The following is a 26,001-nucleotide window of genomic DNA, read 5'->3' as shown; positions in this document are numbered from 1 at the left end:
AATGAGATTACAAGTTGCGTTGGATGACCGGGCTCTGAAGTACTACAAGGTGCATTATGTTGATGGCGAGCCATCAGTTGAGTATTACTTTGATGAGAAGACGGCTCAAGCTTTGGAAGATGATGGCTTCTTAACTGAGATGTGGCATAAGTTCGATGCCTTGTTTGACTGGGGGGATTACGACTTCTTTGAGCCCGACAAGTGTGTGAAATTTCGTGAATGGTTGCTTGACCGGATGAAGCGGCCAATGAACGATACGGTTCGTCCAGTGTACGAAAAAATGCTGGAGTATGCTAATTTGGCAATTAAATGCAATACCGGGATTGCTTTTAACTTTTAGGAGGCATCAGTGAAGAAGTCATACTCTTTGCTTACGATACATTTAGACCGGCTGCCGATGCCGGCTAAACCACTTCGTTTGGTGTCTAGCGAAACCGCGTCTGATGTTTAAGGGTTAGATAAGTGTCATAGAGGAGCAACATAATGAGTGATTCAAAATCGACGTATTCTGAAGCTTCTGAGTATTACGTCAATGTTACCGTGCCGCAAAATGATATTGATCGCGGCCGGTATATCAGGAGCAAAGATCGGGAAAAGGAATGGAACCAAGATTGGGTTAAGAACAAGGTAAATATTAATGAGGTTGTAGATCGTTTTGTACCTAAAGGAGATCCAAAGAGGTCATTTCATACAGAGGGTGGAGTGAAATTTGATTTCGAGGGTACCAGATATAAAATCAAATGCGATAAGGTTGCCGGCTACTTGCGTATTTTTGACAAAAAAGTAGAAATGTTTTGTAAATTAGATGGTACGCCATCTAGGAACTTAAAAGAGACTCACTTTAAAATTAAAAAGAGAGGAGAGATGTAACATGTGGTTGTTAGTTGCGTTAGATGATCGTGCATTAAAGTATGACGAAGCGTACAAAATCCATTATGTCGATGGTCAGCCAGCGGCTGAGTACTACTTTGATGAGAAGACTGCCCAGGCTTTGGAAGACGATGGCTTCTTGACTGAGATGTGGGATAAGTTTGATGCCATGTTTGACTGGGGGGATTTTGATTTCTTCGAGCCCGACAAGTGCGTGAAATTTCGAGAGTGGTTGCTTGACCGGATGAAGCGGCCGATGAATGATACGGTCCGTCCAGTTTATGAGAAGATGCTGGAATTTGCTAATCTGGCGATTAAGTGCAATACCGGCATTGCCTTTGACTTTTAGGAGGCATCAGTGAAGAAGTCATACTCTTTGCTTACAATACATTTAGACCGGCTGCCGATGCCGGCTAAACCACTTCGTTTGGTGTCTAGCGAAACTGTGTCTGATGTTTTAGAGTTAGGTTCTGTGTACTGTCTGTTTGATTATCCGGTTTGTCAAAGGAAGCTTTCTGCTTCAAAAATGTTGCAGACAGAAAGTTTGCTGAAACTGAGAAATTTGGTTGAAGTTCAGCCGGAATGTACAAATTTAGTTGTTGAGCTGGATCTTAATTGTTATTCAGAGATCATGAATTTGCTCTTTCTCAAACGTTGCGTTCAAGCTATACAGTATTTAAAGACAGAATTTCCTGCCTTGACAGTTTTGCTAGCTTGTCCTCACGAGGACATGAAAATGTGGTCGGATGTGATGGAACAGTTACTTCCGAAGCCATGACTTTTAGTTTTCTGTCTAAAAACTTGTGTAAATAGCCGGCAAAATTAACTCAATATGCTGCGATTAACCATAATCGATGCAATCGAAGCGCGACGATTAGCCATAATCGATGCAATCAAAGCGCGATGATTAGCGAAATCGATGCAATCGAAGTGCGACGATTAACGGAAATCGTGCTAAAATGAATGATATGATTAAGAGAAAAAGTGTCGTTTAAAGTGCTACGATTGGGGTGATATGGATGAAAGAAACACGGACGATGGAGTACAAGGAGAAGGTAACAAATACATTCTTGAAGACGGTCAGTGCTTACTCTAATTACGGAACTGGACAGATCGTCTTTGGCATTAATGACGCGGGTGAAGTAGTAGGCCTTGATGATCCGGAAAAGACCTGTCTGGATGTTGAAAACAAAATCAATGACAGCATTAGTCCAAAACCCAACTATACTTTGCAGGTTACCCCGGAAAAAACTGTTGTTTTAGAAGTAAAAGAGGGTTTGGATAAACCATACTTGTATCGTGGCAAGGCATATAAAAGAAATGATACTTCATCAATTGAAGTTTCCAGGGGAGAATTAAACCGCCTAACCTTGCAAGGGACAAATCAGAGTTTTGACGAGCAAACCAGTAGTGCTGATTCGTTGTCATTTGAGCAGCTGACGCGGGAGTTGCAAGAAAAGGTTGGTATTGAGGCGGTTACCAAGGATATTCTCAAAAGCCTGAATCTCTATTCTGACCGGCGCGGCTATAACCATGCTGCTGAATTGCTGGCAGATGAGAATACTTTTCCCGGCATCGACATGATTCGGTTTGGTAAAAGCATCAATGAAATCATGGATCGCCGCACGATTAAACACTGCTCCCTTTTGACTCAGTATCATGAGGCAATCAAAGAATTTCAAAAATACTATGAGTATGAAGTGATCGAGGGCAGCCAGCGGCAGGTCAAGTGGCTGATTCCGATGACCGCCTTCCGGGAAGCAGTAGCTAATGCCTTGGTTCATCGGGCTTGGGACGTGCCGGCTAACATCCAGATAGCTATGTTTGAGGACAGGATTGAATTGACTTCGCCAGGTGGTCTGCCCTTCGGTATCAATGAAGAAGAATATCTGGACGGCTATGTCTCCGTTCCGCGCAATCCAATTATTGCCAACGTTTTTTATCGCTTGAATTACATCGAGCTGTTCGGAACAGGAATCAGAAGAATTCAGCAAGCTTATGACCAACTGCCCATGCAGCCACGCTTTAAGGTCAGTGGCCAGTCAGTACGGGTCATCTTGCCGTTGGCTCAGCAAAATATGCAGCTTAGCCCAGATGAAGAACTAATTTTGCAAAGTCTGGAGCCTAACCAGCCCCTTGCCAAAAAAGAGCTGGCTGACATGACTGGGATCAACAGCAGCCGTTTGAGCCGCCTTTTGCGCAAGCTGACTGACCGGCATTTGCTGACTAAGGTTGGCGCTGGTCGGGGGACTAAGTATTACCGCTAATTTTCATCATAAAAAAAGCTCTAACTGCCTCTGTGGCAATTAGAGCTTTGTTTGTTTCTAAAATTAATTCGCGGTCCGGCTTACTTCACGTTGGCAGCCTTGATGTAACGGCCGACGTTGATCCGGTAGTAAGTCTTGCCAGCAATCTTCCGCTTGCCGCCGTAAGTGAAGACTTGCTTGCCCTTCTTCAAGGTAGCAACTGACTTCACCCGCTTGCCCTTGCTGTTGTAAGTCCAAGCATTGTGAACCAGCTTGCGGGCAGTACCGTCAACGTTGTTAGCCTTGATGTACTGGTTGGTCCCGATCTTGTAGTAGTTGCTGCTGCCGATCTTGACGATCCCGCCGATCACGTAAACGTAAGTGTACGCGCTCTTGTAAGCACCGGTTCTCTTGCCGGCGGAAGTGTAGACGTAAGACTTAGACATGATCTTCTTCTTAGTCTTGCTTACAGGTGCTTGACTGGCTGGCGTCTTAGATGAGCTGGAGCTTGATGAAGAACTGGATGATGAGCTTGAGCTGATTGACAGAGGCAGAACTGAGATGTTCCCGTCAACGTTCAGACCCTTCCAGTTTTCAGTGAACTGCCAGATGATGACCCCGTTCATTGACGGGAAGTATGAAAAGTCTGGCGCGTCGATCCGGCCTGAGCTGGTGTAGTAGGCTACCCACAGTGAGTTAGGGTAGCTTGCCGTAACCGTGCTCGTGTTGACCGCGTTGTTCAAAAGGTAAGAACCAGAGTAGAGCAATGGCTGGTAGCCGGCGGCCTTGATCTTCTTCATAAAGGCCATGATGGCGCTGGTGTTGGCACTCTTGCTCCCGCTGGTTGAGTTGCCGCTGCTGGTTTCCCAGTCACAAGCCAGGTATGAGCCTGCTGGCAGGCTGACAGCCTTGGCGCTGGCGATAGCGTAGTCCGCTTCGCTCTTGGCTCTGGATGAGCTGGAACCGAAGTTGGCGAAGTGGTAGGCCATTGGCAACAGGTTGTTGGCCTTGGCGCTGGCTACTTGTGCCTTGGCGTTTGGATTCCGGTAGCTGGTGCCTTCGCTGACTTTGACAATGACGAACTGGGCGCCCGCCTTGCTGTACTTGGTCGTGCTGGTTGGCTGGTAGCTTGACACGTCGACCCCATAAGAACGGCTGCTGGCGCTGGTCGTGCTGGCCTGTGCCAGGCCGGCAAAGCTCATGCTGACAGCTGCCGTCAATGTGGAGACTAATGCAAGCAGTTTAAGGTGTTTAAGCTTCATGTAAGGTACTCCCATTAAAAAATTGTGTTGGCTTCAAATGCTCAAAATAAGTGGTTTATTTTGCAACAATTCTCATTATATAACTGTAATGTTACAAAACCTTGACACAGACTTTTCTAATTTTTAAATAATGTTACAGCTTTTTGGTACTGAAAAGGCTTCACTTTAAGCAGATCGTTTGAGCTTGTCCGCCTGTTTATGTAAAATACCCTTTGTCGTTGTCATGAACCAGCAATATAGATAAGGAAGCGATAGGAAATGCAGATCAGAAAAGCAGAACTGAAAGATTTTGACCAAGTGATGGCGATCCTGCAGGACGGGCGCAACCAGTTGGCGGAAAGCGGGATTGACCAGTGGCAGGGGGACTACCCGAACCCTGACCACGTCCGCGAGGACATCGAGAACGGCTACGCTTACTTGGCCAAGGCCGACGATGGGGAAACCGTCGGGACTTTGACCATCATTCCAGCGCCGGACCACGCTTACGACCAGTTGGACGGCCACTGGCAAGTCGACACGAATGACTACGTCACTGTTCACCGGGTAGCTATCCACTCCGACCATACCGGCCACGGCTATGCCTCACAGCTCTACCAGGCCGTGATCAATTACTTTACCAGCGGCTTCAATGACGTCAAGTCCGTCAGAGTCGACACCCATGAGGACAACCTGCCGATGCAGCACTTGATCGAAAAGAGCGGCTTCAAGCGGGTGGGCACCCTGCACGGGGTCTACCGGGAAAGTGAAATCAGCTACGTCTACGAATTAGTCACGGCTTAAATTATACTTACTAAGTAATAAGTAAACAATATAAGCAAACAGTTTAAAAATAATAGTTGTTTTGAAATTCGTAAGGAAAAGATCATAATTCCATCACAACTATCTTGTATATTAGATTCGTAGCTTGAGGTTGTGGAGAGCCGCAAGTTGCAACATCCAAATTTCTTTTATTTTTCTTTCCTCAATGTAACATTGCATTGAATTTTATACATACACAACACATTCCTAACCAAAGTCAGCTGCTCTTCTAAGCAACTGGCTTTTCTTGTGCTCTGAAAATGAAAACGTGCGTGTTATACTAGTTATTACCAGATTAGAAAAAAGTCAGCACGAATTGCTTTCATATTTTTTAAGCAAGCATATAATAGAGCTTACTGAGCAACAAGGAGGGGCCAAAAGTGAAATCAGTCTTGATCAGTCAAGATCTATCCTGCGTTGGTCAAGTCTCGCTGGCGGTCGCCTTGCCCGTGTTAGGGGCCAGCGGCCTGCAGACCGCGGCTTTGCCAACGGCAATTTTGTCTACGCATACGGGCGGATTCGGGGAGAACACCTTCCTGGACCTGTCGGCCAGTCTGCCAGATATTTGGGCGCACTGGGACAAGGAAAATATCTCTTTTGACGCCATCTATTTGGGCTACCTGGGCCAGGCAGCCAGCCGGGTCTGGGAGAAGGGGCTGGAAGAATACAGCCGGCAGGGGAAACTGATCTTGCTGGACCCGGCCATGGCTGACCACGGCCGTCTCTACCGCGGCTTTGATGACAGCTATGTTGTCCAGATGCAGCGGCTGGCCCGGCAGGCAACGATTTTGACGCCGAACTTGACTGAAGCCTTGCTGCTCTTGAATGAGCCGGTCGACTTTACTGAGGTTGACAGCCACCGGGCCTGCGTGATTACCCAGCGCCTGGCCCAGAAGTTTGCCCTGTCCCAGGTGGTTTTGACCGGGGTGCCCCTGGCCGACAACCGGATTGGGGTTTACGGGCTCAGCCGGGGCGGCCGGGTTTGGGAAAGAACCCAGGACCGGATTCCGCGTAGCTATTTTGGTACCGGGGACCTTTTTGCCAGCTGCCTCTTGGCCGGCCTGCTTCACGGGCTGGACTTGGAGCAGGCGGCTGGCGTGGCCGGAGACTTCGTGGCCAAGGCAATCCTGGCGACTGATTTGGACCAGGACCAGCGCTTCGGCCCTAATTACGCGGCGGCCCTGCCTTGGCTCTTGCGGCAGTTGCAAAATTAGTGCATTGATCATCTATTTTTAGGAGGAGAAGAAAAATGCGCGATGAACAGAATTCTTTAAGAGCAGTCGTGATGACCGGCTTGTTCGCGGCCATGATTTATATCGGCATCTGGGTCCTGCGGATCCCGCTGCCGGCAGTCGTGGGCCGGCCTTTCATCCACTTCGGCAACACCTTGACGGCCGTGGCAATTCTCTACCTGGGCTTCCGCAATGGGGCCTTGGCGGGGATCATCGGCCTGGGCGGCTTTGACATTCTCAACGGCTACGCGGCTACCAGCTGGCTGACCATGCTGGAAGTCGTAGTCGTGGCTGCCGTTTTGTCAGCTGTCTACAAGGGCATGAAGTACAACGACAGCAAGAAGAACATCATTATTTTGGCGGTCATCGCCGGGGTAACCAAGATTTTTACCTCTTACGCGACGACGGTCGTGGAGGCCTTGATGGCCGGGACGGCTTTGCAGCCGGCCCTGGTAGCGGCCTTCTTGAGCCTGCTGGCCACGGTAATCAACTCCTGTTCAACCGCGGTTTGCACGCCAATTCTCTACTTTGCATTGAAAGATATTACCGTCCGCGTCATGAAGCGGGCACACTAAAAGGCTTCCCGGCTGGGAAGCCTTTTTAATTGCCAAAAAGCTGGTCGGCGATTTTGGCCGGCAGGGGATCAGGCAGGACCAGGTCCAGGCCAACCGCGCTCTTGCCCTTGAGCTTAACCTCGCGGACCGTGGCAGGATCAATTTTTGCCGAGCCCAGGTAGTAAAACTTCGGGCCGTAGGCATCAGCCCGCTTGACGAAGACTGGAATCCGGGTGACTTGCTGGCCGGATTCCGTGCCCCGCAAGAGCTGCTGGACTTCCGGAGAAGACAGGTGGCGGGGAGTTCTGGTGTACCAGGCCAGGCGCTGGCCGCGGGCTTGGTTGTCGTAGCGGGCGTTTCTTTGCTCCTGGTCAGTTTTTTGATAAGTGATAAAGACCGGGCAGACGTCACCGGTCAGCCGGTAGCCGTACATGGGCCGGCTGACATCTAGCGGCCAGTTGAGCAGGCGGCAGACCTCCTTGCGGTCGTAAGCCGCGTAAAGGGTGAAGTCTTGCGCTGGGTCTTTTTCTTTGGCGAGGAATAAGCCGGTTTTGACCGCGTCTTTAAAAAGGCGAAGGAAGTCCGGACTGCCTTGGACAATTTTGGAGTTTAAAGACCAGCAGCCGTCTTTTAAGCAGGCGACAGGCTCGCCGCCGTACTTGGCTTTTTGGGTAGTCGAACCGCTTTTGACATCATAAAAGTCCAAGGACAGGATGGCTGCTAGAGATTTTTCCAAGGCGGGTGAGTCGTAGGCCCCGTATTTTTGCAAAAGAGCTTGGAAATCAGTTTGCCTGATTTTGCCTTTTTGCAAAAGAACCTGCAAAAGCAAAAGCTCATGCGGCCGTTGACCCGGGGTCAGTTCCTTGGTAACGAAGGAGAGAAGCTGGCTTTCGTAAGAGGACAGCTGGCAGGGCTGACCCATTTTGGCCAGGAAGGCCCCGTAGTGGGGCAGGGACTTGCTGTCCAGCCAGAGGCGGGGCGAGACTTGGCCTTTTTTGGCAAAATCCAGCAAAAGGGGCGGCCGGCCTAGCTGCTGGGCAAGGTCACCGTAGGCTTCTCGCAGCTGCTTGAGTGAGTCCAGCTTGACCTTGTCCAGGGAGGCTAGGATCTCCTGGCTGGCGATCCGGCTGAAGTTGATGGTGGACAGGCCGGCAAAGCTGACGGTTTGCAGCTGGTATTTCAGCTGGTCGCGGGAGAGCTTTTTCCCGGCTAAGGCCAGGGGAATCAAATAGTTGTTTTGGTAGTTGCCGATGAAGTCCAGGACGGTGACGAAGTCTTGGCCCGGGTAGAGGCGCAGGCCCCGGCCCAGCTGCTGGATGAAGACCGTGGCTGACTGGGTGGCCCGGAGCATGACGATTTGGTTGAGGGCGGGAATGTCCACGCCTTCGTTGAAGAGGTCGACCGTTACCAAGTAGTGAAGGCGGCCGTTTTCCAGGTCCTTGACCGCCTGCCGGCGGACAGCTGGAGAATCCAGGTTGGTCAAGGCCTGGGCTGGCTGGCCCTGGTTCGTGAAAGCTTCTGCCAATTGCCGGGCTTCTTCCTGCCGGCTGCAGAAGACCAGGCCGCAGGGGCGGGGACCGCTATAGCCGTAGTAGTCCAGTTCTTTAAGCAGGTAATTGGCCCGCTCTTTTGTGCCCAGCCAGCGGAGGTCGCTGAAGTCATCAGAAGTCTGGCCGTCAATTTCGTAGTCGCGGATGCCGATATAGTGGAAGGGCGTGAGCATTTTGCTTTCCAGGGCATCGGCCAGGCGGATCTCGTAGGCTAAATTGTAGTCAAAGAGAGCAAAAATATCCTGCTGATCCATCCGCTCCGGCGTGGCCGTCAGGCCCAGGCAAAAGACCGGGCTGAAGTGGCTGAGGACTTTTTGATAGCTGGGGGCGGCGGACCGGTGGGCTTCATCGATCAAGATGTAGTCATAAAAATCAGCAGCCTGACTGGCCAGGAACTGGTCCTGGGAAACGGTCTGGATGGTCGCGAAGGTGTAGCGGGCCTGCTGGTGGCTGGTCCCAGTCAAAAGGGCGAAGTCGCTGTCCTTGCCGCCGATGACTTTTTTGAAGGTCTCCAGGGCCTTGCGGGCAATCTCTTCCCGGTGGACCAGGTAGAGGAAGCGGCGGGGGGCAAAGTCTTTGACCGCTAAAGCCGCCAGGTAGGTCTTGCCTGTCCCGGTAGCGGAAACCACCAGGGCCCGGCGGGCGCCGCTTTTGACTATGGCTTGGAGATTTTTTAGGGCGGCTGCCTGCATCTGGTTGGGAACGATCTTTTCTTGTTTCACGTGTAACACAGGCTTGGCTGGTGGCTGCCAGCTTTTTTCATAGTCGGCCAGCCAGAGGCGGGTCAAGGGCTGGCTTTTGGCCATCAAGTCTGCTAAAGCCGCGGCTAGTTGCTGGGTCAAAGCCGAATCGTTTTGAGAGTCGACCTTGAGGCACCATTCCTGGTTGGCCAGAAGGGCGGATCGGGTGAAGTTGGCGCTGCCGATGACGGCGGTCTGCCAGTCCCCGTGGTCAAAAAGATAGCCCTTGGCGTGGAAGGGGCCGTCTACGATCCGGACTTGTAGATTTGGAATTTTTAAGAGTTCGGCGAAAACCCGGGGCTGGTTGAAGGCCAGGTAGGTCCCGGTGATGATGGTGCCCTGGACTCCGCTGGCTTGCAGGTCTTCCATAACCAGTTTGAAAGCTGGCAGCATGTCGGCGGTAATGAAGGCCACGGTCCAAGTGAATGACTGGCAGGTCAGCAGCTGCCGGCGCAGGGTTTGCCAGATGTTTTCTTGCTGATTGCTGACGAGCCGGGGCGGGCTCAAAGGGGAAAGTTCCATGGAATCGACCTCACTGTGGAAAGATTTTTTACCATCATAACATACGCTGGCAGCAGGGCAGATAGGAAAAGAACTATGTTACATGTGAAACAATCAGCGCTATAATAATAGTGAAAATAATAAAAGCTTTTTTACAGAGGAGTGAACAATGAAAGCGAAGGAAATCCGGGCTTTGGCCCGGGAAAACTTGAAGCAGATCCCGAAGAAGGTCTATATGCCGATGGGTCTGCTGCTGATTGTGGCAAATATCATACCGAATGTCGTTGACCAGGCGACCGATTCCAAGTCGGGAGCCGGAGCCAATATCATCTTTTTCCTTTTGGAAATCGCGGCCGCGCTGTTGACGGATAACGGCTACATCTTCTTTGACCGCTGGCGGAATAAGATCCAAAAGGGCGGGGAAGAGCCGAATGCCTGGTGCGGCTTGACCGGCCAGCACATTGCTCGCTTGCTCATTTATGGGGTGATTGAAGCCTTGATCATCGGGACCGGGACCGTGGCAATCGCGGCCGCGGTAGTTGGGTCAGCCATTCCGCAAGTGCCGGTGGTGGCAGGCATCATTCTTTTGATCTTGCTGGTCGTTTTGCTGGTCTGGATCGAGCTGCGGCTGACCTATGTTGTCTACGTGATCGACGAAGACGTCCAGGCCGGGCAGAAGCGGTCAGTCTGGGCGGAAATCGGCGTTGGCTGGAAGCTGACCAAGGGCCGGGTCTGGAAGCTGCTCTGTTTGAACCTGTCCTTCTTGGGCTGGTACATTTTAACCGCCTTTACTCTGGGAATTTTGGGGATCTGGCTGATGCCATACTATAATTTGGCAATCGCGGAAACTTATGAGCTGAGCAAGGATGAGAAATATTAATATAGTTAGGACTGACTCAAAGACGCGCTATGGCGCGTCTTTTTTTACGGGCGGGGAAGAATAGCTTATAATTTTTATAGAAAGGACGTGAGGCAGATGGAACAAGCCCTATATATCAGCGAGGTGCACATGGACCTGAACGAGTACACCAGGATGGCCATGAAGGTGACGGAAAAAAGCCGGCGGCGGATCATCATGATCGCGGAAGCAATCTGGATCGCGGCCGGAGCGGTGGCTTTCGCCTTGAAACAGTACGACTTCACGGTCATGTTTGCCCTGGTGATTGCTTTTTACCCAGCGGCAATCGTCTACCTCTATAAGCGGCGGTTGAAGAAAATCTACGCGGGCATGCCGGCCATCAAGGATGACTACGTGCGCTACGAATTTTACCCGGACCACTTTTTGATTTTGACCAACCGGGGGGACGGGGAATACCGCTATGACCAGATCACCCGCTATATTGAAACTGACGAGGAAATCATCATGATGCCGGCTTCAGACCAAGGCATGCTGCTCTTGAAGAAGAACTGCAGCCCGGAACTGATCGATTTTTTGCGGGAGAAATGCCAGCAATAGTTTCACGTGTAACATGGCAAAAGTGGCAAATCCCGGAAAAAGCTGTTAAGATTAAGAAAACAGGCTTTTTAAAAAGGAGCTGGTAAGAAATGAAATTTTCCCATAAATTGAGCGACGCGGTCCACCTGCTGGCCTATATCGAGATTTTTCCCGATGGCGACCTGTCCAGCCGGGCGATCGCAAGCAGTATCGTGACCAATCCCAGCATGGTGCGGAGCCTGATGATGGACCTGCGCAAGGCAGGGCTGTTGAAGACCAAGCAGGGGAGTGCTGAGCCGGAATTGGCCAAGCAGCCGGAAGAAATCAGCCTCTATGATATTTTCGCGGCAGTCGACATGGATCACCACTTGCTGCACGTTGATGAAGACACGGAGCAGAAGTGCCCAGTTGGCGGCAACATTCAAGGGCCGCTGGCCAAGGCCTACGCGGAAGTGGAAGAGGCAGCTTTTGCCAAGATGCGGGAGATCAGCCTGCAGGAAATCGTCAAGCAGATAAAAGAAGAAGGGCAACTTGCCTAATTACGTCAGCGAAAGCTGGCGTTTTTTTATGGGAAAAGGTGTTGACTTTAAAAATACACGTGCTAGAATAATTGTAGATTTAAAAATAACAAGTAAACAAAACAGAGAAAAAAGAAAACTAACGGAGGCAATTATGAAGTACGCTATTTCAGCGGCTACTGGCAACTTTGGCCAGACCGCGGTCAAGAAGCTGGTCGAAGCAGTTGGGGCAGAAAATGTAGTGGCGATCGTCCGCGATGAAGAAAAGGGCAAGAAGCTTTTCCCGGGCGTGGAAATCCGCCAGGCCGACTACGGCGATGAAACAGCTGTAGAAAAGGCTTTGGACGGCGTGGACAAGTTTCTCTTCATTTCTTCTCAGCCAGGCGGGGCAGTAACTAGAGCTGACCAGCACAAGAACGTGGTAGAAGCTGCTAAGAAAGCCGGCGTTGGCTATGTGGCTTACACCAGCTTCCCGAAGGCCAGCGAAAGCGACAACTGGCTGGCAGCTGACCACAAGCTGACGGAAAAGCTGCTTAAGGAGAGCGGGATCAAGCACTCTTTCCTGCGCGACAACTGGTACTTGGAAAACGATCTGTCATTCCTGGCTCCAGGTCCAGCCAACCGTCTTTACTGGGCAAATAATTTTGCCGGCTGGGCACTGGAAAGAGAATACGCGGAAGCAGCGGTCAAGGTTTTGACTAGTGACGATCCAAAGGAAGTTTATGAATTTGCCGGCCCAAAACGGAGCTACGAGGATTTGGCAGCGGCTTTGAACGCGGCAACTGGTGAAGACACTGCAGCTAAGCAGGTCAGCCAGGACGAATACGTGCAGGTCTTGGAAGGCGTGGGCCTGGATCATGACACGGCGGCAATGTACGCCAGCTTCCAGCAGCCAATTGATGATGGCTCATTGACTGAAGAAAGCAGCGACCTGGAAGAAGTTCTGGGTGGCTTGACTCCACTGGACCAGGCAATCAAGGAACTTTTGGCAAAGTAGCTTTGGCGGGGTGCTTTTTCTGAAAAAGCAGGTATAATGTAGGAAAAGTTACTTGTTTTTGAAAAAAGGAGCAGAACAATGCCATTTGTACACATTGAACTCTTGGCTGGCCGTACGCCAGAACAACTGGAAAAGATGATGAAGGACGTGACCCGGGTGATCTCAGAAGACACTGGCGCGCCAAAGGAACACATCTCTGTTATTGTCAGCGAACTTGGCAAGCAGCAGCTGGCTCAAGGCGGCGAATGGAGAGAACCACAAGCCTAAGAATTTGGACTCACCCAGAGCGGGTGGGTCTTTTTTTCGGGAAAATAACAGGTGGGAAATAATGTGCAAAGTGAATCAAGAGAGGAAAAAGGCTAGAGAAACAAAAGGTGAGGGGACTTTTTTAGAAGAAAAAATCTTAGTAAAATTAGTATAAGAATCAACTAAACTAGATATAAGTTTTATGATAAGATAATAGATGAAAAGTGAGTAGAAAACAAAAACAGCGACTGAGGCGAAAGCGGAAGATAAAACGCAACACAGCACAGCGAAGCCAGCACTGACAAGGAAGGGTCAGGGCTGGCTTTTGTTTTCGGAAAGAAAAGAGGGCTGGCGGCTGCAGCGCTGCCGATTTTCCATTACGACTAAATCGTAATAAACAAGAAATCGCGCCAGACCGGCCTTTTAGCGCTGCCGGCTGCAAAAAAAGTTCGAGACACAGATAATGTGTCTCGAACGGAGGTAGTAAAAATGATTACCAGCATCAAACTTTTGGAAGCCAACCAGATCCTGGCCCAGGTCTTGGACAGCGAGAGGGGCAGTGAGATCAACGTCAAGAAGTTCTGCAAGCTGGCTGCCTGCTCCCGGCCAACCTTTTATGCCCACTATGGCAGCATGCGGCAGCTCAGCGCAGAATTACTATTAAAGAAGCTGGACCAGTACTTGTACTTTGCAAGTGGTGATTACGCCAGCGGCTTAAAGAGACTATTGACCTATATGGAAAAAGACCGTTGTTTCATTTTGAACTTGGTGGCCTTGATTGATGCGGAGAAGGGGAAAGCCAAGGGTAAGGAGTTTGCGGCCCGTTTTCCGCGGAAAGTAGAATGGCTGCTGCGAAAGAAGACAGTTTGCTACGTCGATGCCCATTCCTTAAGCGGGGACTATTCGATTAAGACTCTGAACAATGCAGCTCACATTATCTATGCGATCCTGTACGAGTGGCTGGCTGAAGGACTGCATCTAAGTGCGCGGGATGTTTATGACCGCTGTCAATTGGCAATTGAGATTGTCGAAGAACAGACAAATAAGAAAGCGCTTTTGTAATTCAAAAAAGAAAAAGCAAAAAACTTTTAGAAAAAATATCAGCCAAAAAATCACCTTTTTCCGAACAAAGAAAACAGAAAGAAAGCAAAAATGCCAACTACACTTGATATTGCCGAACGAGATCAGGCTCCACCTTATCACAACTCTGCCGGGTGTTCATAATGTAAACCGGATGAAAAGCTTGATTTGACCTTTCAAAAATAACGAGTATACTAATATTTGTTGTCGCGTGAGACAGGAAGTTCTCGCGGAGGCAAAAAAGAAAATATCGAAAACTTGTTGACAAGAATCAAACAAGCGAGTAAGATATAAAACGTTGCGTCACTTGACGCAAGTTGGTACTTTGAAAACTGAACAAAGTTTCGCAGTGTGCGGGTCAAACATTGTTTGATCCAAACAAATAAGCGAAGTCAATTCGCAAGCAAATAATCTGGAGCAGATTAAAAAGGCTCAATTTTCAAATTGAGAGTTTGATCCTGGCTCAGGACGAACGCTGGCGGCGTGCCTAATACATGCAAGTCGAGCGAGCTGAATTCAAAGATTCCTTCGGGATGATTTGTTGGACGCTAGCGGCGGATGGGTGAGTAACACGTGGGCAATCTGCCCTAAAGACTGGGATACCACTTGGAAACAGGTGCTAATACCGGATAACAACATGAATCGCATGATTCAAGTTTGAAAGGCGGCGCAAGCTGTCACTTTAGGATGAGCCCGCGGCGCATTAGCTAGTTGGTGGGGTAAAGGCCTACCAAGGCAATGATGCGTAGCCGAGTTGAGAGACTGATCGGCCACATTGGGACTGAGACACGGCCCAAACTCCTACGGGAGGCAGCAGTAGGGAATCTTCCACAATGGACGCAAGTCTGATGGAGCAACGCCGCGTGAGTGAAGAAGGTTTTCGGATCGTAAAGCTCTGTTGTTGGTGAAGAAGGATAGAGGCAGTAACTGGTCTTTATTTGACGGTAATCAACCAGAAAGTCACGGCTAACTACGTGCCAGCAGCCGCGGTAATACGTAGGTGGCAAGCGTTGTCCGGATTTATTGGGCGTAAAGCGAGCGCAGGCGGAATGATAAGTCTGATGTGAAAGCCCACGGCTCAACCGTGGAACTGCATCGGAAACTGTCATTCTTGAGTGCAGAAGAGGAGAGTGGAACTCCATGTGTAGCGGTGGAATGCGTAGATATATGGAAGAACACCAGTGGCGAAGGCGGCTCTCTGGTCTGCAACTGACGCTGAGGCTCGAAAGCATGGGTAGCGAACAGGATTAGATACCCTGGTAGTCCATGCCGTAAACGATGAGCGCTAGGTGTTGGGGACTTTCCGGTTCTCAGTGCCGCAGCAAACGCATTAAGCGCTCCGCCTGGGGAGTACGACCGCAAGGTTGAAACTCAAAGGAATTGACGGGGGCCCGCACAAGCGGTGGAGCATGTGGTTTAATTCGAAGCAACGCGAAGAACCTTACCAGGTCTTGACATCCTGTGACAAACTTAGAGATAAGTCTTTCCCTTCGGGGACGCAGTGACAGGTGGTGCATGGCTGTCGTCAGCTCGTGTCGTGAGATGTTGGGTTAAGTCCCGCAACGAGCGCAACCCTTGTCTTTAGTTGCCATCATTAAGTTGGGCACTCTAAAGAGACTGCCGGTGACAAACCGGAGGAAGGTGGGGATGACGTCAAGTCATCATGCCCCTTATGACCTGGGCTACACACGTGCTACAATGGGCAGTACAACGAGAAGCGAACCTGTGAAGGCAAGCGGATCTCTTAAAGCTGTTCTCAGTTCGGACTGCAGGCTGCAACTCGCCTGCACGAAGCTGGAATCGCTAGTAATCGCGGATCAGCACGCCGCGGTGAATACGTTCCCGGGCCTTGTACACACCGCCCGTCACACCATGGAAGTCTGCAATGCCCAAAGTCGGTGGGATAACCATTAGGAGTCAGCCGCCTAAGGCAGGGCAGATGACTGGGGTGAAGTCGTAACAAGGTAGCCGTAGGAGAACCTGCGGCTGGATCACCTCCTTTCTAAGGAAAGACACACAATCAGAGAGTGGGAACACTAATAGACGATTGTGAGTTACGGAAGCACACTGCAAAAGAAACTTTGTTCAGTTTTGAGAGTACCAACTCTCACTTGTACGTTGAAAACTGAATATCTTAATTCCAAGAAAAAACCGAGAATCATTGAGATCAATGAAAACATTGCAAAGCGACCGAGAGAGTTCGAAAGAACAAACTTGCAAGGTCAAGTGAAGAAGGGCGCACGGTGAATGCCTTGGCACTGGAAGCCGATGAAGGACGCGACTAACCGCGAAAGTCTTCGGGGAGCCGTAAGTAGGCTTTGATCCGGAGGTCTCCGAATGGGGGAACCCAGCATGTGCAGACATGCTATTCTTGTGTGAATACATAGCACAAGAAAGGAACACGCAGTGAACTGAAACATCTAAGTAGCTGCAGGAAGAGAAAGAAATATCGATTTCCCAAGTAGCGGCGAGCGAACAGGAAAGAGCCCAAACCGGCAGATTTATCTGCCGGGGTTGTAGGACTGAGACATGGCACTTCAGAGGATAGCAGAAGCGTTTGGGAAGACGCGCCAGAGAGGGTGAGAGCCCCGTAAGCGAAATCCAAAGAAGGCCTATCAGTATCCTGAGTAGGGCGGGACACGTGAAATCCCGTTTGAATCCGCGAGGACCATCTCGCAAGGCTAAATACTAACCAGTGACCGATAGTGAACCAGTACCGTGAGGGAAAGGTGAAAAGAACCCCGGGAGGGGAGTGAAAGAGAACCTGAAACCGTGTGCCTACAAGTAGTCAAAGCCCGTTAACGGGTAATGGCGTGCCTTTTGTAGAATGAACCGGCGAGTTGCGTTAGTCAGCAAGGTTAAGTCAGAAAAGACGGAGCCGCAGCGAAAGCGAGTCTGAAGAGGGCGAGCAGTTGGCTGACGCAGACCCGAAACCAAGTGACCTACCCATGACCAGGTTGAAGGCGCGGTAAAACGCGCTGGAGGACCGAACCCACGTAAGTTGAAAATTGCGGGGATGAGTTGTGGGTAGCGGTGAAATTCCAAACGAACTTGGAGATAGCTGGTTCTCTCCGAAATAGCTTTAGGGCTAGCCTCGCAAAGAGGATGCTGGAGGTAGAGCTCTGTTTGGACTAGGGGCCCGTCAAGGGTTACTGAATTCAGATAAACTGCGAATTCCAGACATTTATGTGCGGGAGTCAGACTGCGAGTGATAAGATCCGTAGTCGAAAGGGAAACAGCCCAGATCACCAGTTAAGGTCCCAAAATTCATGCTAAGTGGAAAAGGATGTGGAGTTGCGCAGACAACTAGGACGTTGGCTCAGAAGCAGCCATCATTCAAAGAGTGCGTAATAGCTCACTAGTCGAGTGACGCCGCGCCGAAAATTTACCGGGGCTAAGCATGATACCGAAACTGTGGATGTGCATTATGCACGTGGTAGGAGAGCGTTCTAGCGGCGGTGAAGCATGACCGAGAGGACATGTGGAGCTTCTAGAAGTGAGAATGCCGGTATGAGTAACGAAAGACAGGTGAGAATCCTGTCCGCCGCAAGACTAAGGTTTCCTGGGGCAGGCTCGTCCGCCCAGGGTAAGTCGGGACCTAAGGCGAGGCCGAGAGGCGTAGTCGATGGACAACAGGTTGAGATTCCTGTACTGCACCGAATCGTTATGAGCGATGGAGGGACGCAGGAGGCTAGCAGCGCGTGGTGCTGGATACCACGTTCAAGCGTCAAGTCTGAGAGCGAGTCAAATGCTTGCTCTCATAAGGACAAGGCGTGATGAGGAGCGAAATTAAAGTAGCGAAGGCTGCGACGTCACACTGCCGAGAAAAGCTTCTAGCCAGAGACGGTGCACCCGTACCGCAAACCGACACAGGTAGTCGAGGAGAGTATCCTCAGGTGAGCGAGAGAACTCTCGTTAAGGAACTCGGCAAAATGGCCCCGTAACTTCGGGAGAAGGGGCGCTGGTCGCAAGATCAGCCGCAGTGAAAAGGCCCAAGCAACTGTTTATCAAAAACACAGGCATCTGCAAAATCGTAAGATGAAGTATAGGTGCTGACACCTGCCCGGTGCTGGAAGGTTAAGAGGAGAGCTTAGCGCAAGCGAAGGTTTGAATTGAAGCCCCAGTAAACGGCGGCCGTAACTATAACGGTCCTAAGGTAGCGAAATTCCTTGTCGGGTAAGTTCCGACCTGCACGAAAGGTGTAATGATTTGGGCACTGTCTCAACGAGAGACTCGGTGAAATTATAATACCCGTGAAGATGCGGGTTACCCGCGACAGGACGGAAAGACCCCATGGAGCTTTACTGCAGTTTAATATTGGGTATCTGTCAAGCATGTACAGGATAGGTAGGAGCCGGAGAAGATAGGACGCCAGTCTTATCTGAGGCGCTGTTGGGATACTACCCTTGCTTGACGGATGCTCTAACTCAGGTCTGTGATCCAGGCCGAGGACAGTGTTTGACGGGCAGTTTGACTGGGGCGGTCGCCTCCTAAAGTGTAACGGAGGCGCCCAAAGGTTCCCTCAGAATGGTTGGAAATCATTCGCAGAGTGTAAAGGTAAAAGGGAGCTTGACTGCGAGAGAGACAACTCGAGCAGGTACGAAAGTAGGGCTTAGTGATCTGGTGGTACCGCATGGAAGGGCCATCACTCAACGGATAAAAGCTACCCTGGGGATAACAGGCTTATCTCCCCCAAGAGTTCACATCGACGGGGAGGTTTGGCACCTCGATGTCGGCTCGTCGCATCCTGGGGCTGAAGTCGGTCCCAAGGGTTGGGCTGTTCGCCCATTAAAGCGGCACGCGAGCTGGGTTCAGAACGTCGTGAGACAGTTCGGTCCCTATCCGTCGTGGGCGCAGGAAATTTGAGAGGAGCTGTCCTTAGTACGAGAGGACCGGGATGGACGCACCGCTGGTGTACCAGTTGTCTTGCCAAAGGCATCGCTGGGTAGCTATGTGCGGACGGGATAAGCGCTGAAAGCATCTAAGTGCGAAGCCCCCCTCAAGATGAGATTTCCCATTTCTTCAAGAAAGTAAGACACCTCAGAGACGATGAGGTAGATAGGCCGGGAGTGGAAGAAGCGTGAGCTTTGGAGCGGACCGGTACTAATCAGTCGAGGACTTGACCAAAAGAGCGAAGCAATGAGGTTTTGACTTGGAAGAGATATTCAGTTTTGAGCGTGCAAGCTCAAGCAAGAGTGCGGTGGCAATGGCAAGAAGGATACACCTGTTCCCATGCCGAACACAGCAGTTAAGCTTCTTAACGCCGAAAGTAGTTGGTGGGAAACTGCCTGCGAGGATAGGAAGCTGCCGCGCGAGACAAGAGTCAGACGGAAGTCTGGCTCTTTTTTGATATATTGAAAACTTTTTAACAAATTTCTGCTGACTTTTTGGCTCTTTTGCTGAATAATTGTTATAGTGGAAAATTAGTTGAGAAGACAAATTTTTTGATTCAAACCGTAAACAGGAGATGAAAGAAATGAGAGAGACCCCGAAATACGTCCTGATCGCCAACCAGCTTAGGCAGGAGATAGCTGAAGGCAAGTACGCTCCAGGCGACCAGTTGCCCCAGGAAATGGCCATTGCCAACGACTTTAACGTCAGCCGGATCACGGTCCGCAACGCCCTGCAGCAGCTGGAAAATGATGGCTTGATCTACCGCATTCAAGGGGCCGGGACCTTCGTCAAGGATTCTGAGACTAATACCGCCAGTCAGCTTGATTATGATGATTTTGAAATCATCGATTTTGACCGCTACCAGGTCAAGCTGCTGGACTTCCGGGTGGCTAAGCCAACCAAGGCCCTGCAGGACAGTCTGGAATTGACCAAGTTCGACCTTTGCTACCAAATCAAGCGGGCAATTTATTATCACAGCGACCTGGTCGGGATTCAGAAGCTGGCCATGCCGGTCAAGGTAGTCCAGGGATTGGGCATGGATGCCTTGACTCAGTCGATCTATACTGTCCTGGAAAATGAGCAGGACTTCAATATCAGCTCAGCTGAACGGGAATATACTCTCGTTGACGCCAATGAAGAACTGGCCAAGGATTTGTCTTGTTCTATCCATGACAAATTGCTGATGGTCGAGCAAAAATCCTACCTGGCCACCCAGCAGATCTTCGAGTATGCTCAAACTTACTTTAAGACCGCTGGTTTCAGCATCAAACGGATTCTCCGCTACAAGCCGACCAAGGCAAAAAGTTAAAGACAAATACAAGAATGCAGAAATTTGTATAACTCCTGCAAACCCTTGAAGGATCAGCCTTCAAGGGTATTTTTTTATCCCTTGGCAAAATATTTGTAATAACAAATCATAAAAGGTATTGACATTATGAAAGGGCTTGCTAGAATATAGAGTGTAAACGTTATCAAGAATTGAATTTGTTAGTACAAATGTTTTTTGGGAGGAATAAGTATTATGACTAAGAAGATTGCGCTTTTCTGCAGCGGTGGTTTTTCAACCAGTTTGGTAGCTAAGAAGATGCAGGACGTCTACACGGCTGAAGGTGCCGACGTCAAGGTTGATGCCTACGACCTGGGCATGGCTGACGAACTTGGCGACGACGTTGATGCAATCGTTCTGGCACCACAAGTTGCCTGGGACGAAGACTCAATGAAGAAGGAACACCCGGACACCAAGGTAGTTGCCTTGACTATGCAGCAATTCGGTTCAATGGATGGGGCAACGATCGTTAAGGCCTTGAAAGAAGAAGGGATCTAATAATGACTGGTTTACAAAAATTCCAGGCCAATTTTACCAAAGTAGCTGGTAAGATCGCGGCCAACAAATTTCTGCTGACCCTGCGTGACTCCTTTATCATCGTAGCGTCCACTTCCATGATCGCTGGTTTCGCGATTATGCTGCAAAACGTCTTCATTGACCCAATCAACGGGCTGATCTTCGGTAAGCAAGGCTTGCAATTGGGCCGGATGATTGCCGGCTCCTGGTCAGCTTGGGAAGCCAATGGCTTCTGCAAGGCTCTGCAGAACTTCGCCAACTTGATCGGCTTGGTCTCAAACGGTTCTTTGAACGTCTTCGCCCTTCTTTTGGTCGTGATCTTCGCCAACACTTTCTCAAGAAAGTACTACCCGAAGTCCAAGGAACACATGACGGACGTCCTCTACGCTTTAGGGGCCTTCTTCATCTGCCTGCCATGGCACTTCTCTTACACGCCAACCGGTTCGAAGAAGGCGATCGATGTTTTGAACTACATCGATACCTCATTCCTGGGTACTAAGGGTGTCTTCGCTGCCCTGCTGATCTCCGCTTCGGCGGTTTGGATCTACAACAAGATGCTGGCCAAGAATATCACCATCAAGATGCCGGACTCAGTTCCGCCAGCCGTTGCCCGCTCTTTTGAATCATTGATTCCGGGGACCGTGACTCTGGGCGTCTACATCATCTTGACTGGCCTTTCAACTACCCTGGCTGGGCAAACCATGCCAGAACTGCTTTTGACGCTTTTGCAAAAGCCGGCTATGGCCATCTCCTCAACTGGTGCCTTCGCCTTTGTTTCTCAAACTACCTGGAGCTTGCTCCAATGGTTCGGGATTCACCCGACTTCCATCTGGGGCCCGATCTTCGGTTTGACCTGGAACATCAATGACACGCAAAACATGCTGGGCCAGGCACACCACATCTACTCAACCCTGTTCATGAACTTCTCAACCATCGCGGCTGGTTCATGTTCAGTAGCCCCAGTTTTGGCCATCAAGCTCTTCTCCAAGAGAGTTGCCGCTAAGAAGATCTCCAACATCGCCTTGATGCCAGCCATCTTCAACATTTCTGAACCAATCACTTTCGGTTTGCCAATCATCATGAACCCGATCTACTTCGTTCCATGGCTGCTTTGCCAACCAGTAGCTTTCTACATCGGTATCTTCTTTACCAAGATCGGCTTCATCGCGCCAATCGTCAACAACGTTCCATGGACGGTGCCAACCCTGATCTCCGGCCTGCTCTACACCGGCAACATCAAGGGCTTGATCGTCCAAGCCATCATCCTCTTCGTATGTACCGCTCTCTACGTGCCATTCGTCAGAATGGACAACCGGCTGAATCCGGACGAGCCAATGGATGAAATGGCTAAGGCTGTTGCTGAATAAGCTAGGAATCAGGATTAATAGAAAAAGAATCAAGAAGGATTTTAATTATGGATGAAAAACAACTTGCCAAGGCAATGCAACTGATTTCTTTCGCCGGCGACTCCAAGTCGGCATCAATCCGGGCCATGAAGGCCGCCGAAGACGGCGACTTTGCCGCCGCTGAAGACTTTTTGAAGCAGGCTCATGACTCCCTGCACCAGGCCCACAACATTCAAACCGCCTGGATGTCAGCTGAAATGGGCGGCGAAGAAGTGGAAAAGTCACTCTTGCTGATCCACTCACAAGACCACTTTATGGCCGCGGACATCATGATGACTGTTGCTGAAAAGCAACTCAATTTGCAAAAAGAAGTCAAAGCTTTGCAGGAAAAACTGCAATAAGATTGCACTAGGTGAAGAAAAATGACGGGCAAACTTTTAGCGGATATTTTTCAAGACGGCATGGTCCTGCCAATTTACAAGGACTTCCGTTTAGGCGGGCAAACCGCCAGCGGAGCAGTAGTTACGGTCAATTTTGCCGGACGCCGCTACCAAGGCAAGGCCGATGAACAAGGCCACTGGCAGCTCCTTCTGCCGGCATATGACAAACAGGAACTGGCTGAACTGACGGTAGTCAGTCACGGGCAGACGCAGACTCTGAAAAATCTGCGCTTTGGCCGGGTGATCCTCCTCAGCGGCCAGTCCAATATCGAATACCGGCTGAAAGATGACGCGGAATTTGCCCAGGCTAAGGCCGCATTAGCAGCTGGAAGCCATCCGAACCTTTACTATTACAACTGCCCGCAGATCGACTACCGTGACCCGGAAACCGGGGCGGTAAAGCCGGATGTGGCTGAAGAAAAATGGCATGAAGTGAATGCCGAAACGGCCGGCGAAATGTCGGCCATCGGCTTTTACTGCCTGGCCAAACTGCAAGAGCTTGACCCAAGCCAAATTTACGCGGCAGTGGACTGCTTCAAAGGTGGTACCTCAGCCTCCAACTGGCTGCCGGTTGACCTTTTGAAGGAAGATCCGGAACTGAAGACGGCCTTTATCGACCCATATGAAGCAGCCGTCAAGGGCAAAAGCTGGGCTGATTTCGACGCTGAAACCGCCAAGTGGCAGGCGGCTGTCGACCAGCACAATGTGGACCTCAAGCAGTACCTGGACCAGCATCCGGAAAGCAGCTTGAGCCAGGCCAAGAATATCGTTGGCCACACGCCATGGCCGCCGCCAATGCGGCCGGACAGCTACCTGCGTCCAGGTGCTCTTTATGAGACGATGGTCAGCCAGATCCAGGATATTACCGTGACCGACTGGGTCTGGTACCAAGGGGAAAACGACACTGACCGGCCAAGATACTACTCCAAACTCCTCAACTTACTGCTTAACACTTGGCGCCGCGTGCTCGCTGACCCCTCTTTGCCAGTCAAGCTGATCCAGCTGCCTGGCTATGCCGACAATCCGGAAAACAGCGTGGCCATGATCCGGCAGACCCAGCTGGAAACAGCTGCCAGCCGACCATACGTTGACCTGGTTTCCATTGCCGACCTGGGCGAGGCCCACAATATTCACCCGACTCACAAGCGGGAAGCCGGCCAGCGGCTGGCCGCCTGCATGTCCGGGGCATCCTACCCGGCAACGCCAACGGCAGTTGCTTTTAAGAAAGAAGCTGGCCGGCTCAGCTTTAAAGTGATCAACAGCTTCCAGCTGGAAGTCACCGGCGAAGTCAAAGTCAGCTTTTTGACCAAGGACAATTGGCAGCCATATCAAACTGTCAAGGTCCAGGTTAAGGGGCAAGAAGTCAGCCTGGATTGCCCAGATGACGCGTTAGGTCTGCGTTATGGCTACGCCAACTATCCGGACTTGGCGGTCTATAATGAACTCGGTGCTCCTTTAGCACCATTTGAAACAAAACTATAAATAAACACTCTAAAACTTTTTCAAGCTAAAGATCCTCGAAAAAACAAAAGACATATTTTTTAAAACTACTAGACATACTCTTTACGCAAGCGTATAATGTGTTTTGTAAGCGATAACACATTATACGTGAAGAGAAGTTCTAGGAGGTAATTAGAATGGCTGAAAAGACGGTTATGCTTTGCTGCTCAGCAGGGATGAGTACCAGCATGCTGGTTAAGAAGATGCAAGAAGCTGCTAAGAAGGACGGCTTGGACTACGAAATCTTTGCTTGTCCAGCAGCTGAAGCTGATTCAAACTTGGAAAACAAGAACATCTCCTGCATCTTGCTTGGGCCGCAAGTCCGCTACATGCTGGCTGACTTCCAAAAGAAGGTTGAAGGCACCGATGTTCCGGTCGATGTCATTGACATGGCTGCTTACGGCATGATGGACGGAGAAAAGGTTGTTCAACAAGCTACTAAGGTAATGAGCAAGTAATGAGCTTTTGCGTTTGTAAATCGAGGAAAAAGTGATGAGTACAGAAACTACAAAGCAGGGTGGATTCAGTGCTTTTGTCAATCAAAAGATTCTGCCACCAATCATGAAGTTTGTTAACACGAAGGCTGTTAAGGCCATCCAAGACGGGATGGTCTACTCGCTGCCATTTATCATTATTGGGTCGATCTTCTTGATCATGTCCAACTTCCCAATTCCGGCAGTTTCCCAGGCCTTGTCAGACAGCGGCTGGTCAGCCTTCTTTAGCCAGGCTTACACGGCCAGTTTCGGGATGATTTCCGTTTGGTCAGTTGTCGGGATTGCCTATGTCTATGTCAAGAATGAAAAAGTTGAGCCTCTTCCGGCTGCTTTGACTGCCCTGTCAGCCTTCCTGCTTTTGCAATTCATGCAGGTTGACAGCCCACTGAAGGCCGCTGAAGCCAGCGGCATCAGCAACGCTGCCGGCAAGGTTGTTTTGTCAGGCTCAGCCGTGGCCCAGAACATCGACAAATTGCCGCATGCTCTGCAGACCTTCCTGGCTTCACCAGTCACTAATGTTTTGAACATTACCTGGTTTGGCGGCCAAGGGATGGTTGCTGCTATCATCATCGGCCTTTTGGTCGGCTGGAGCTACAGCGCCATGATGAAGAAGGGCTGGAAGATCAAGCTGCCAGAACAAGTGCCATCCAGCGTTTCCAAGCAGTTCTCAGCCATGATTCCAGCTGGTGTTGACTTGACTGCCTGCATGCTGCTGTTTGCTGCTTTCAAGACTTTTGGCAACACTGACATGCTGCAATGGATCTACCAAGTTCTGGAAATGCCGATGCAGGGTCTGTCTGACTCATGGGGCGGGGCCATCGTTATCGGTCTGGCCGTACCATTCTTCTGGTTCTTCGGCGTTCACGGCGGTTTGATCGTCGGTTCAGTTGCCGGTGCCTTCCTTCTGCCAAACACCGCGGCTAACGCTGCTTTGTACCACGCGGGCAAATTGTCTGTTGCCCAAGGGGCTCACGTTATTACCAACGAATTCTACAACAACTTCATCAACTTGACCGGTTCTGGTATCACTATCGGTTTGGTTGTCTTCACGGTTTGGTTCGCCAAGTCCCAGCAGATGAAGGCAATTGGTAAGATCGAACTCGTACCGTCAATCTTCAACATCAACGAACCATTCCTGTTCGGTTTGCCACTGGTTATGAACCCATTCCTGGCCGTGCCATTCTTCTGCGTGCCGCTGATCGTCAGCCTGTCAACTTATGGCTTGATCCGTTACGGCATCCTGCCACCGCTTAATGGTGTTGCGGCTCCATGGACCACACCAGCTGTTCTGTCCGGTTTCTTCATCGGCGGATGGAAGATTGCCATCTGGCAGTTCTGCGTTCTGGTAATTTCAACTTTGGTTTACTTCCCATTTGCCAAGCGTTACGACCAAGTTTTGCTGAAGCGGGAACAAGAAAACGCTGAAGCTGAAGCAAAGGCGTAAATCGACGATAAT

The 26,001-nt window shown here is 50.4% G+C and carries 22 protein-coding genes, 3 rRNA genes and 1 pseudogene; 24 read left to right on the top strand and 2 right to left on the bottom strand.

Annotation, left to right across the window (positions count from 1 at the left end):
- Window position 1: 1 nt before the first annotated feature.
- From ACYVUV_RS10730 to ACYVUV_RS10710, 5 genes are all read left to right on the top strand, one after another.
- The gene (locus ACYVUV_RS10730) at window positions 2–340 is read left to right on the top strand and encodes a hypothetical protein (RefSeq protein WP_439775038.1); all 339 of its coding nucleotides are present in this window, start codon (window positions 2–4) and stop codon (window positions 338–340) included.
- Between the two features lie 143 nt (window positions 341–483).
- Window positions 484–870 carry a hypothetical protein gene (locus ACYVUV_RS10725; RefSeq protein WP_439775039.1) on the top strand — a complete coding sequence of 129 codons (387 nt, stop codon included), beginning with the start codon at window positions 484–486 and terminating at the stop codon, window positions 868–870.
- A 1-nt stretch (window position 871) separates the two neighbouring features.
- Window positions 872–1,219, top strand: a complete 348-nt coding sequence (locus ACYVUV_RS10720; RefSeq protein WP_412136719.1) for a hypothetical protein — start codon at window positions 872–874, stop codon at window positions 1,217–1,219.
- Window positions 1,220–1,228: 9 nt separating this feature from the next.
- The gene (locus ACYVUV_RS10715; protein ID WP_439775040.1) at window positions 1,229–1,648 is read left to right on the top strand and encodes a hypothetical protein; all 420 of its coding nucleotides are present in this window, start codon (window positions 1,229–1,231) and stop codon (window positions 1,646–1,648) included.
- 241 nt (window positions 1,649–1,889) lie between these two features.
- Window positions 1,890–3,137, top strand: coding sequence for an ATP-binding protein (locus ACYVUV_RS10710; RefSeq protein ID WP_439775041.1), 1,248 nt, complete (start codon window positions 1,890–1,892; stop codon window positions 3,135–3,137).
- 80 nt (window positions 3,138–3,217) lie between these two features.
- Here ACYVUV_RS10710 and ACYVUV_RS10705 read toward each other — a convergent pair whose 3' ends face one another.
- Window positions 3,218–4,378 carry an SLAP domain-containing protein gene (locus ACYVUV_RS10705; protein WP_484499344.1) on the bottom strand — a complete coding sequence of 387 codons (1,161 nt, stop codon included), beginning with the start codon at window positions 4,376–4,378 and terminating at the stop codon, window positions 3,218–3,220.
- 258 nt (window positions 4,379–4,636) lie between these two features.
- Here ACYVUV_RS10705 and ACYVUV_RS10700 point away from each other — a divergent pair, with 258 nt between their 5' ends.
- The 3 genes from ACYVUV_RS10700 (at window position 4,637) to ACYVUV_RS10690 (ending at window position 6,983) form a co-directional block, all read left to right on the top strand.
- Window positions 4,637–5,158: a GNAT family N-acetyltransferase gene (locus tag ACYVUV_RS10700; RefSeq protein ID WP_484499343.1), complete on the top strand. Its 522-nt coding sequence runs from the start codon at window positions 4,637–4,639 to the stop codon at window positions 5,156–5,158.
- A gap of 398 nt (window positions 5,159–5,556) precedes the next feature.
- Window positions 5,557–6,390: a pyridoxamine kinase gene (locus tag ACYVUV_RS10695; protein ID WP_484499342.1), complete on the top strand. Its 834-nt coding sequence runs from the start codon at window positions 5,557–5,559 to the stop codon at window positions 6,388–6,390.
- Between the two features lie 35 nt (window positions 6,391–6,425).
- The gene (locus tag ACYVUV_RS10690; RefSeq protein WP_439775045.1) at window positions 6,426–6,983 is read left to right on the top strand and encodes an ECF transporter S component; all 558 of its coding nucleotides are present in this window, start codon (window positions 6,426–6,428) and stop codon (window positions 6,981–6,983) included.
- Between the two features lie 25 nt (window positions 6,984–7,008).
- Here the strand turns inward: ACYVUV_RS10690 and ACYVUV_RS10685 are convergent, their stop codons facing one another.
- A complete protein-coding gene (locus ACYVUV_RS10685) occupies window positions 7,009–9,774 on the bottom strand; it encodes a DEAD/DEAH box helicase (protein WP_484499341.1) in 2,766 nt (921 codons plus the stop codon).
- A gap of 148 nt (window positions 9,775–9,922) precedes the next feature.
- On the opposite strand from ACYVUV_RS10685, the gene ACYVUV_RS10680 reads away from it, so the two are divergent.
- The 16 genes and pseudogenes from ACYVUV_RS10680 (at window position 9,923) to ACYVUV_RS10605 (ending at window position 25,989) form a co-directional block, all read left to right on the top strand.
- Window positions 9,923–10,633 (top strand): DUF975 family protein, encoded by a 711-nt coding sequence (locus tag ACYVUV_RS10680; protein WP_484499340.1) that lies wholly within the window; start codon window positions 9,923–9,925, stop codon window positions 10,631–10,633.
- A gap of 96 nt (window positions 10,634–10,729) precedes the next feature.
- A complete protein-coding gene (locus ACYVUV_RS10675) occupies window positions 10,730–11,209 on the top strand; it encodes a YcxB family protein (RefSeq protein ID WP_439775737.1) in 480 nt (159 codons plus the stop codon).
- An 89-nt stretch (window positions 11,210–11,298) separates the two neighbouring features.
- Window positions 11,299–11,727: an Rrf2 family transcriptional regulator gene (locus ACYVUV_RS10670; RefSeq protein WP_439775736.1), complete on the top strand. Its 429-nt coding sequence runs from the start codon at window positions 11,299–11,301 to the stop codon at window positions 11,725–11,727.
- Window positions 11,728–11,860: 133 nt separating this feature from the next.
- Window positions 11,861–12,703 carry an NAD(P)H-binding protein gene (locus tag ACYVUV_RS10665; protein WP_484499339.1) on the top strand — a complete coding sequence of 281 codons (843 nt, stop codon included), beginning with the start codon at window positions 11,861–11,863 and terminating at the stop codon, window positions 12,701–12,703.
- A gap of 75 nt (window positions 12,704–12,778) precedes the next feature.
- Window positions 12,779–12,970, top strand: a pseudogene (locus ACYVUV_RS10660) (2-hydroxymuconate tautomerase); the annotation flags it as partial.
- 468 nt (window positions 12,971–13,438) lie between these two features.
- Window positions 13,439–14,011: a hypothetical protein gene (locus ACYVUV_RS10655; RefSeq protein ID WP_484499338.1), complete on the top strand. Its 573-nt coding sequence runs from the start codon at window positions 13,439–13,441 to the stop codon at window positions 14,009–14,011.
- Window positions 14,012–14,469: 458 nt separating this feature from the next.
- A 16S ribosomal RNA gene (locus tag ACYVUV_RS10650) occupies window positions 14,470–16,031 on the top strand.
- A 218-nt stretch (window positions 16,032–16,249) separates the two neighbouring features.
- Window positions 16,250–19,156, top strand: a 23S ribosomal RNA gene (locus ACYVUV_RS10645).
- A 69-nt stretch (window positions 19,157–19,225) separates the two neighbouring features.
- Window positions 19,226–19,342, top strand: a 5S ribosomal RNA gene (gene rrf / locus ACYVUV_RS10640).
- The 16S, 23S and 5S rRNA genes sit together here, the layout of an rRNA operon.
- Before the next feature lie 163 nt (window positions 19,343–19,505).
- Window positions 19,506–20,231, top strand: a complete 726-nt coding sequence (locus ACYVUV_RS10635; protein ID WP_439776307.1) for a GntR family transcriptional regulator — start codon at window positions 19,506–19,508, stop codon at window positions 20,229–20,231.
- A 213-nt stretch (window positions 20,232–20,444) separates the two neighbouring features.
- The gene (locus ACYVUV_RS10630; RefSeq protein WP_439776308.1) at window positions 20,445–20,747 is read left to right on the top strand and encodes a PTS sugar transporter subunit IIB; all 303 of its coding nucleotides are present in this window, start codon (window positions 20,445–20,447) and stop codon (window positions 20,745–20,747) included.
- A 2-nt stretch (window positions 20,748–20,749) separates the two neighbouring features.
- Entirely contained in the window at window positions 20,750–22,132 is a 1,383-nt protein-coding gene (locus tag ACYVUV_RS10625; RefSeq protein ID WP_439776309.1) for a PTS sugar transporter subunit IIC, read from the top strand.
- 47 nt (window positions 22,133–22,179) lie between these two features.
- Window positions 22,180–22,512 carry a PTS lactose/cellobiose transporter subunit IIA gene (locus tag ACYVUV_RS10620; protein ID WP_439776310.1) on the top strand — a complete coding sequence of 111 codons (333 nt, stop codon included), beginning with the start codon at window positions 22,180–22,182 and terminating at the stop codon, window positions 22,510–22,512.
- 21 nt (window positions 22,513–22,533) lie between these two features.
- Window positions 22,534–24,033, top strand: a complete 1,500-nt coding sequence (locus ACYVUV_RS10615) for a sialate O-acetylesterase (protein WP_439776311.1) — start codon at window positions 22,534–22,536, stop codon at window positions 24,031–24,033.
- 155 nt (window positions 24,034–24,188) lie between these two features.
- Window positions 24,189–24,509, top strand: coding sequence for a PTS sugar transporter subunit IIB (locus ACYVUV_RS10610; protein ID WP_484499337.1), 321 nt, complete (start codon window positions 24,189–24,191; stop codon window positions 24,507–24,509).
- A gap of 34 nt (window positions 24,510–24,543) precedes the next feature.
- The gene (locus tag ACYVUV_RS10605) at window positions 24,544–25,989 is read left to right on the top strand and encodes a PTS sugar transporter subunit IIC (protein WP_484499336.1); all 1,446 of its coding nucleotides are present in this window, start codon (window positions 24,544–24,546) and stop codon (window positions 25,987–25,989) included.
- Window positions 25,990–26,001 lie beyond the last annotated feature (12 nt).

Source organism: Lactobacillus sp. WILCCON 0149, assembly GCF_057197965.1.
Note: the sequence above shows the minus strand (reverse complement) of the source record. Positions and strands in the feature narration are given on the sequence as shown.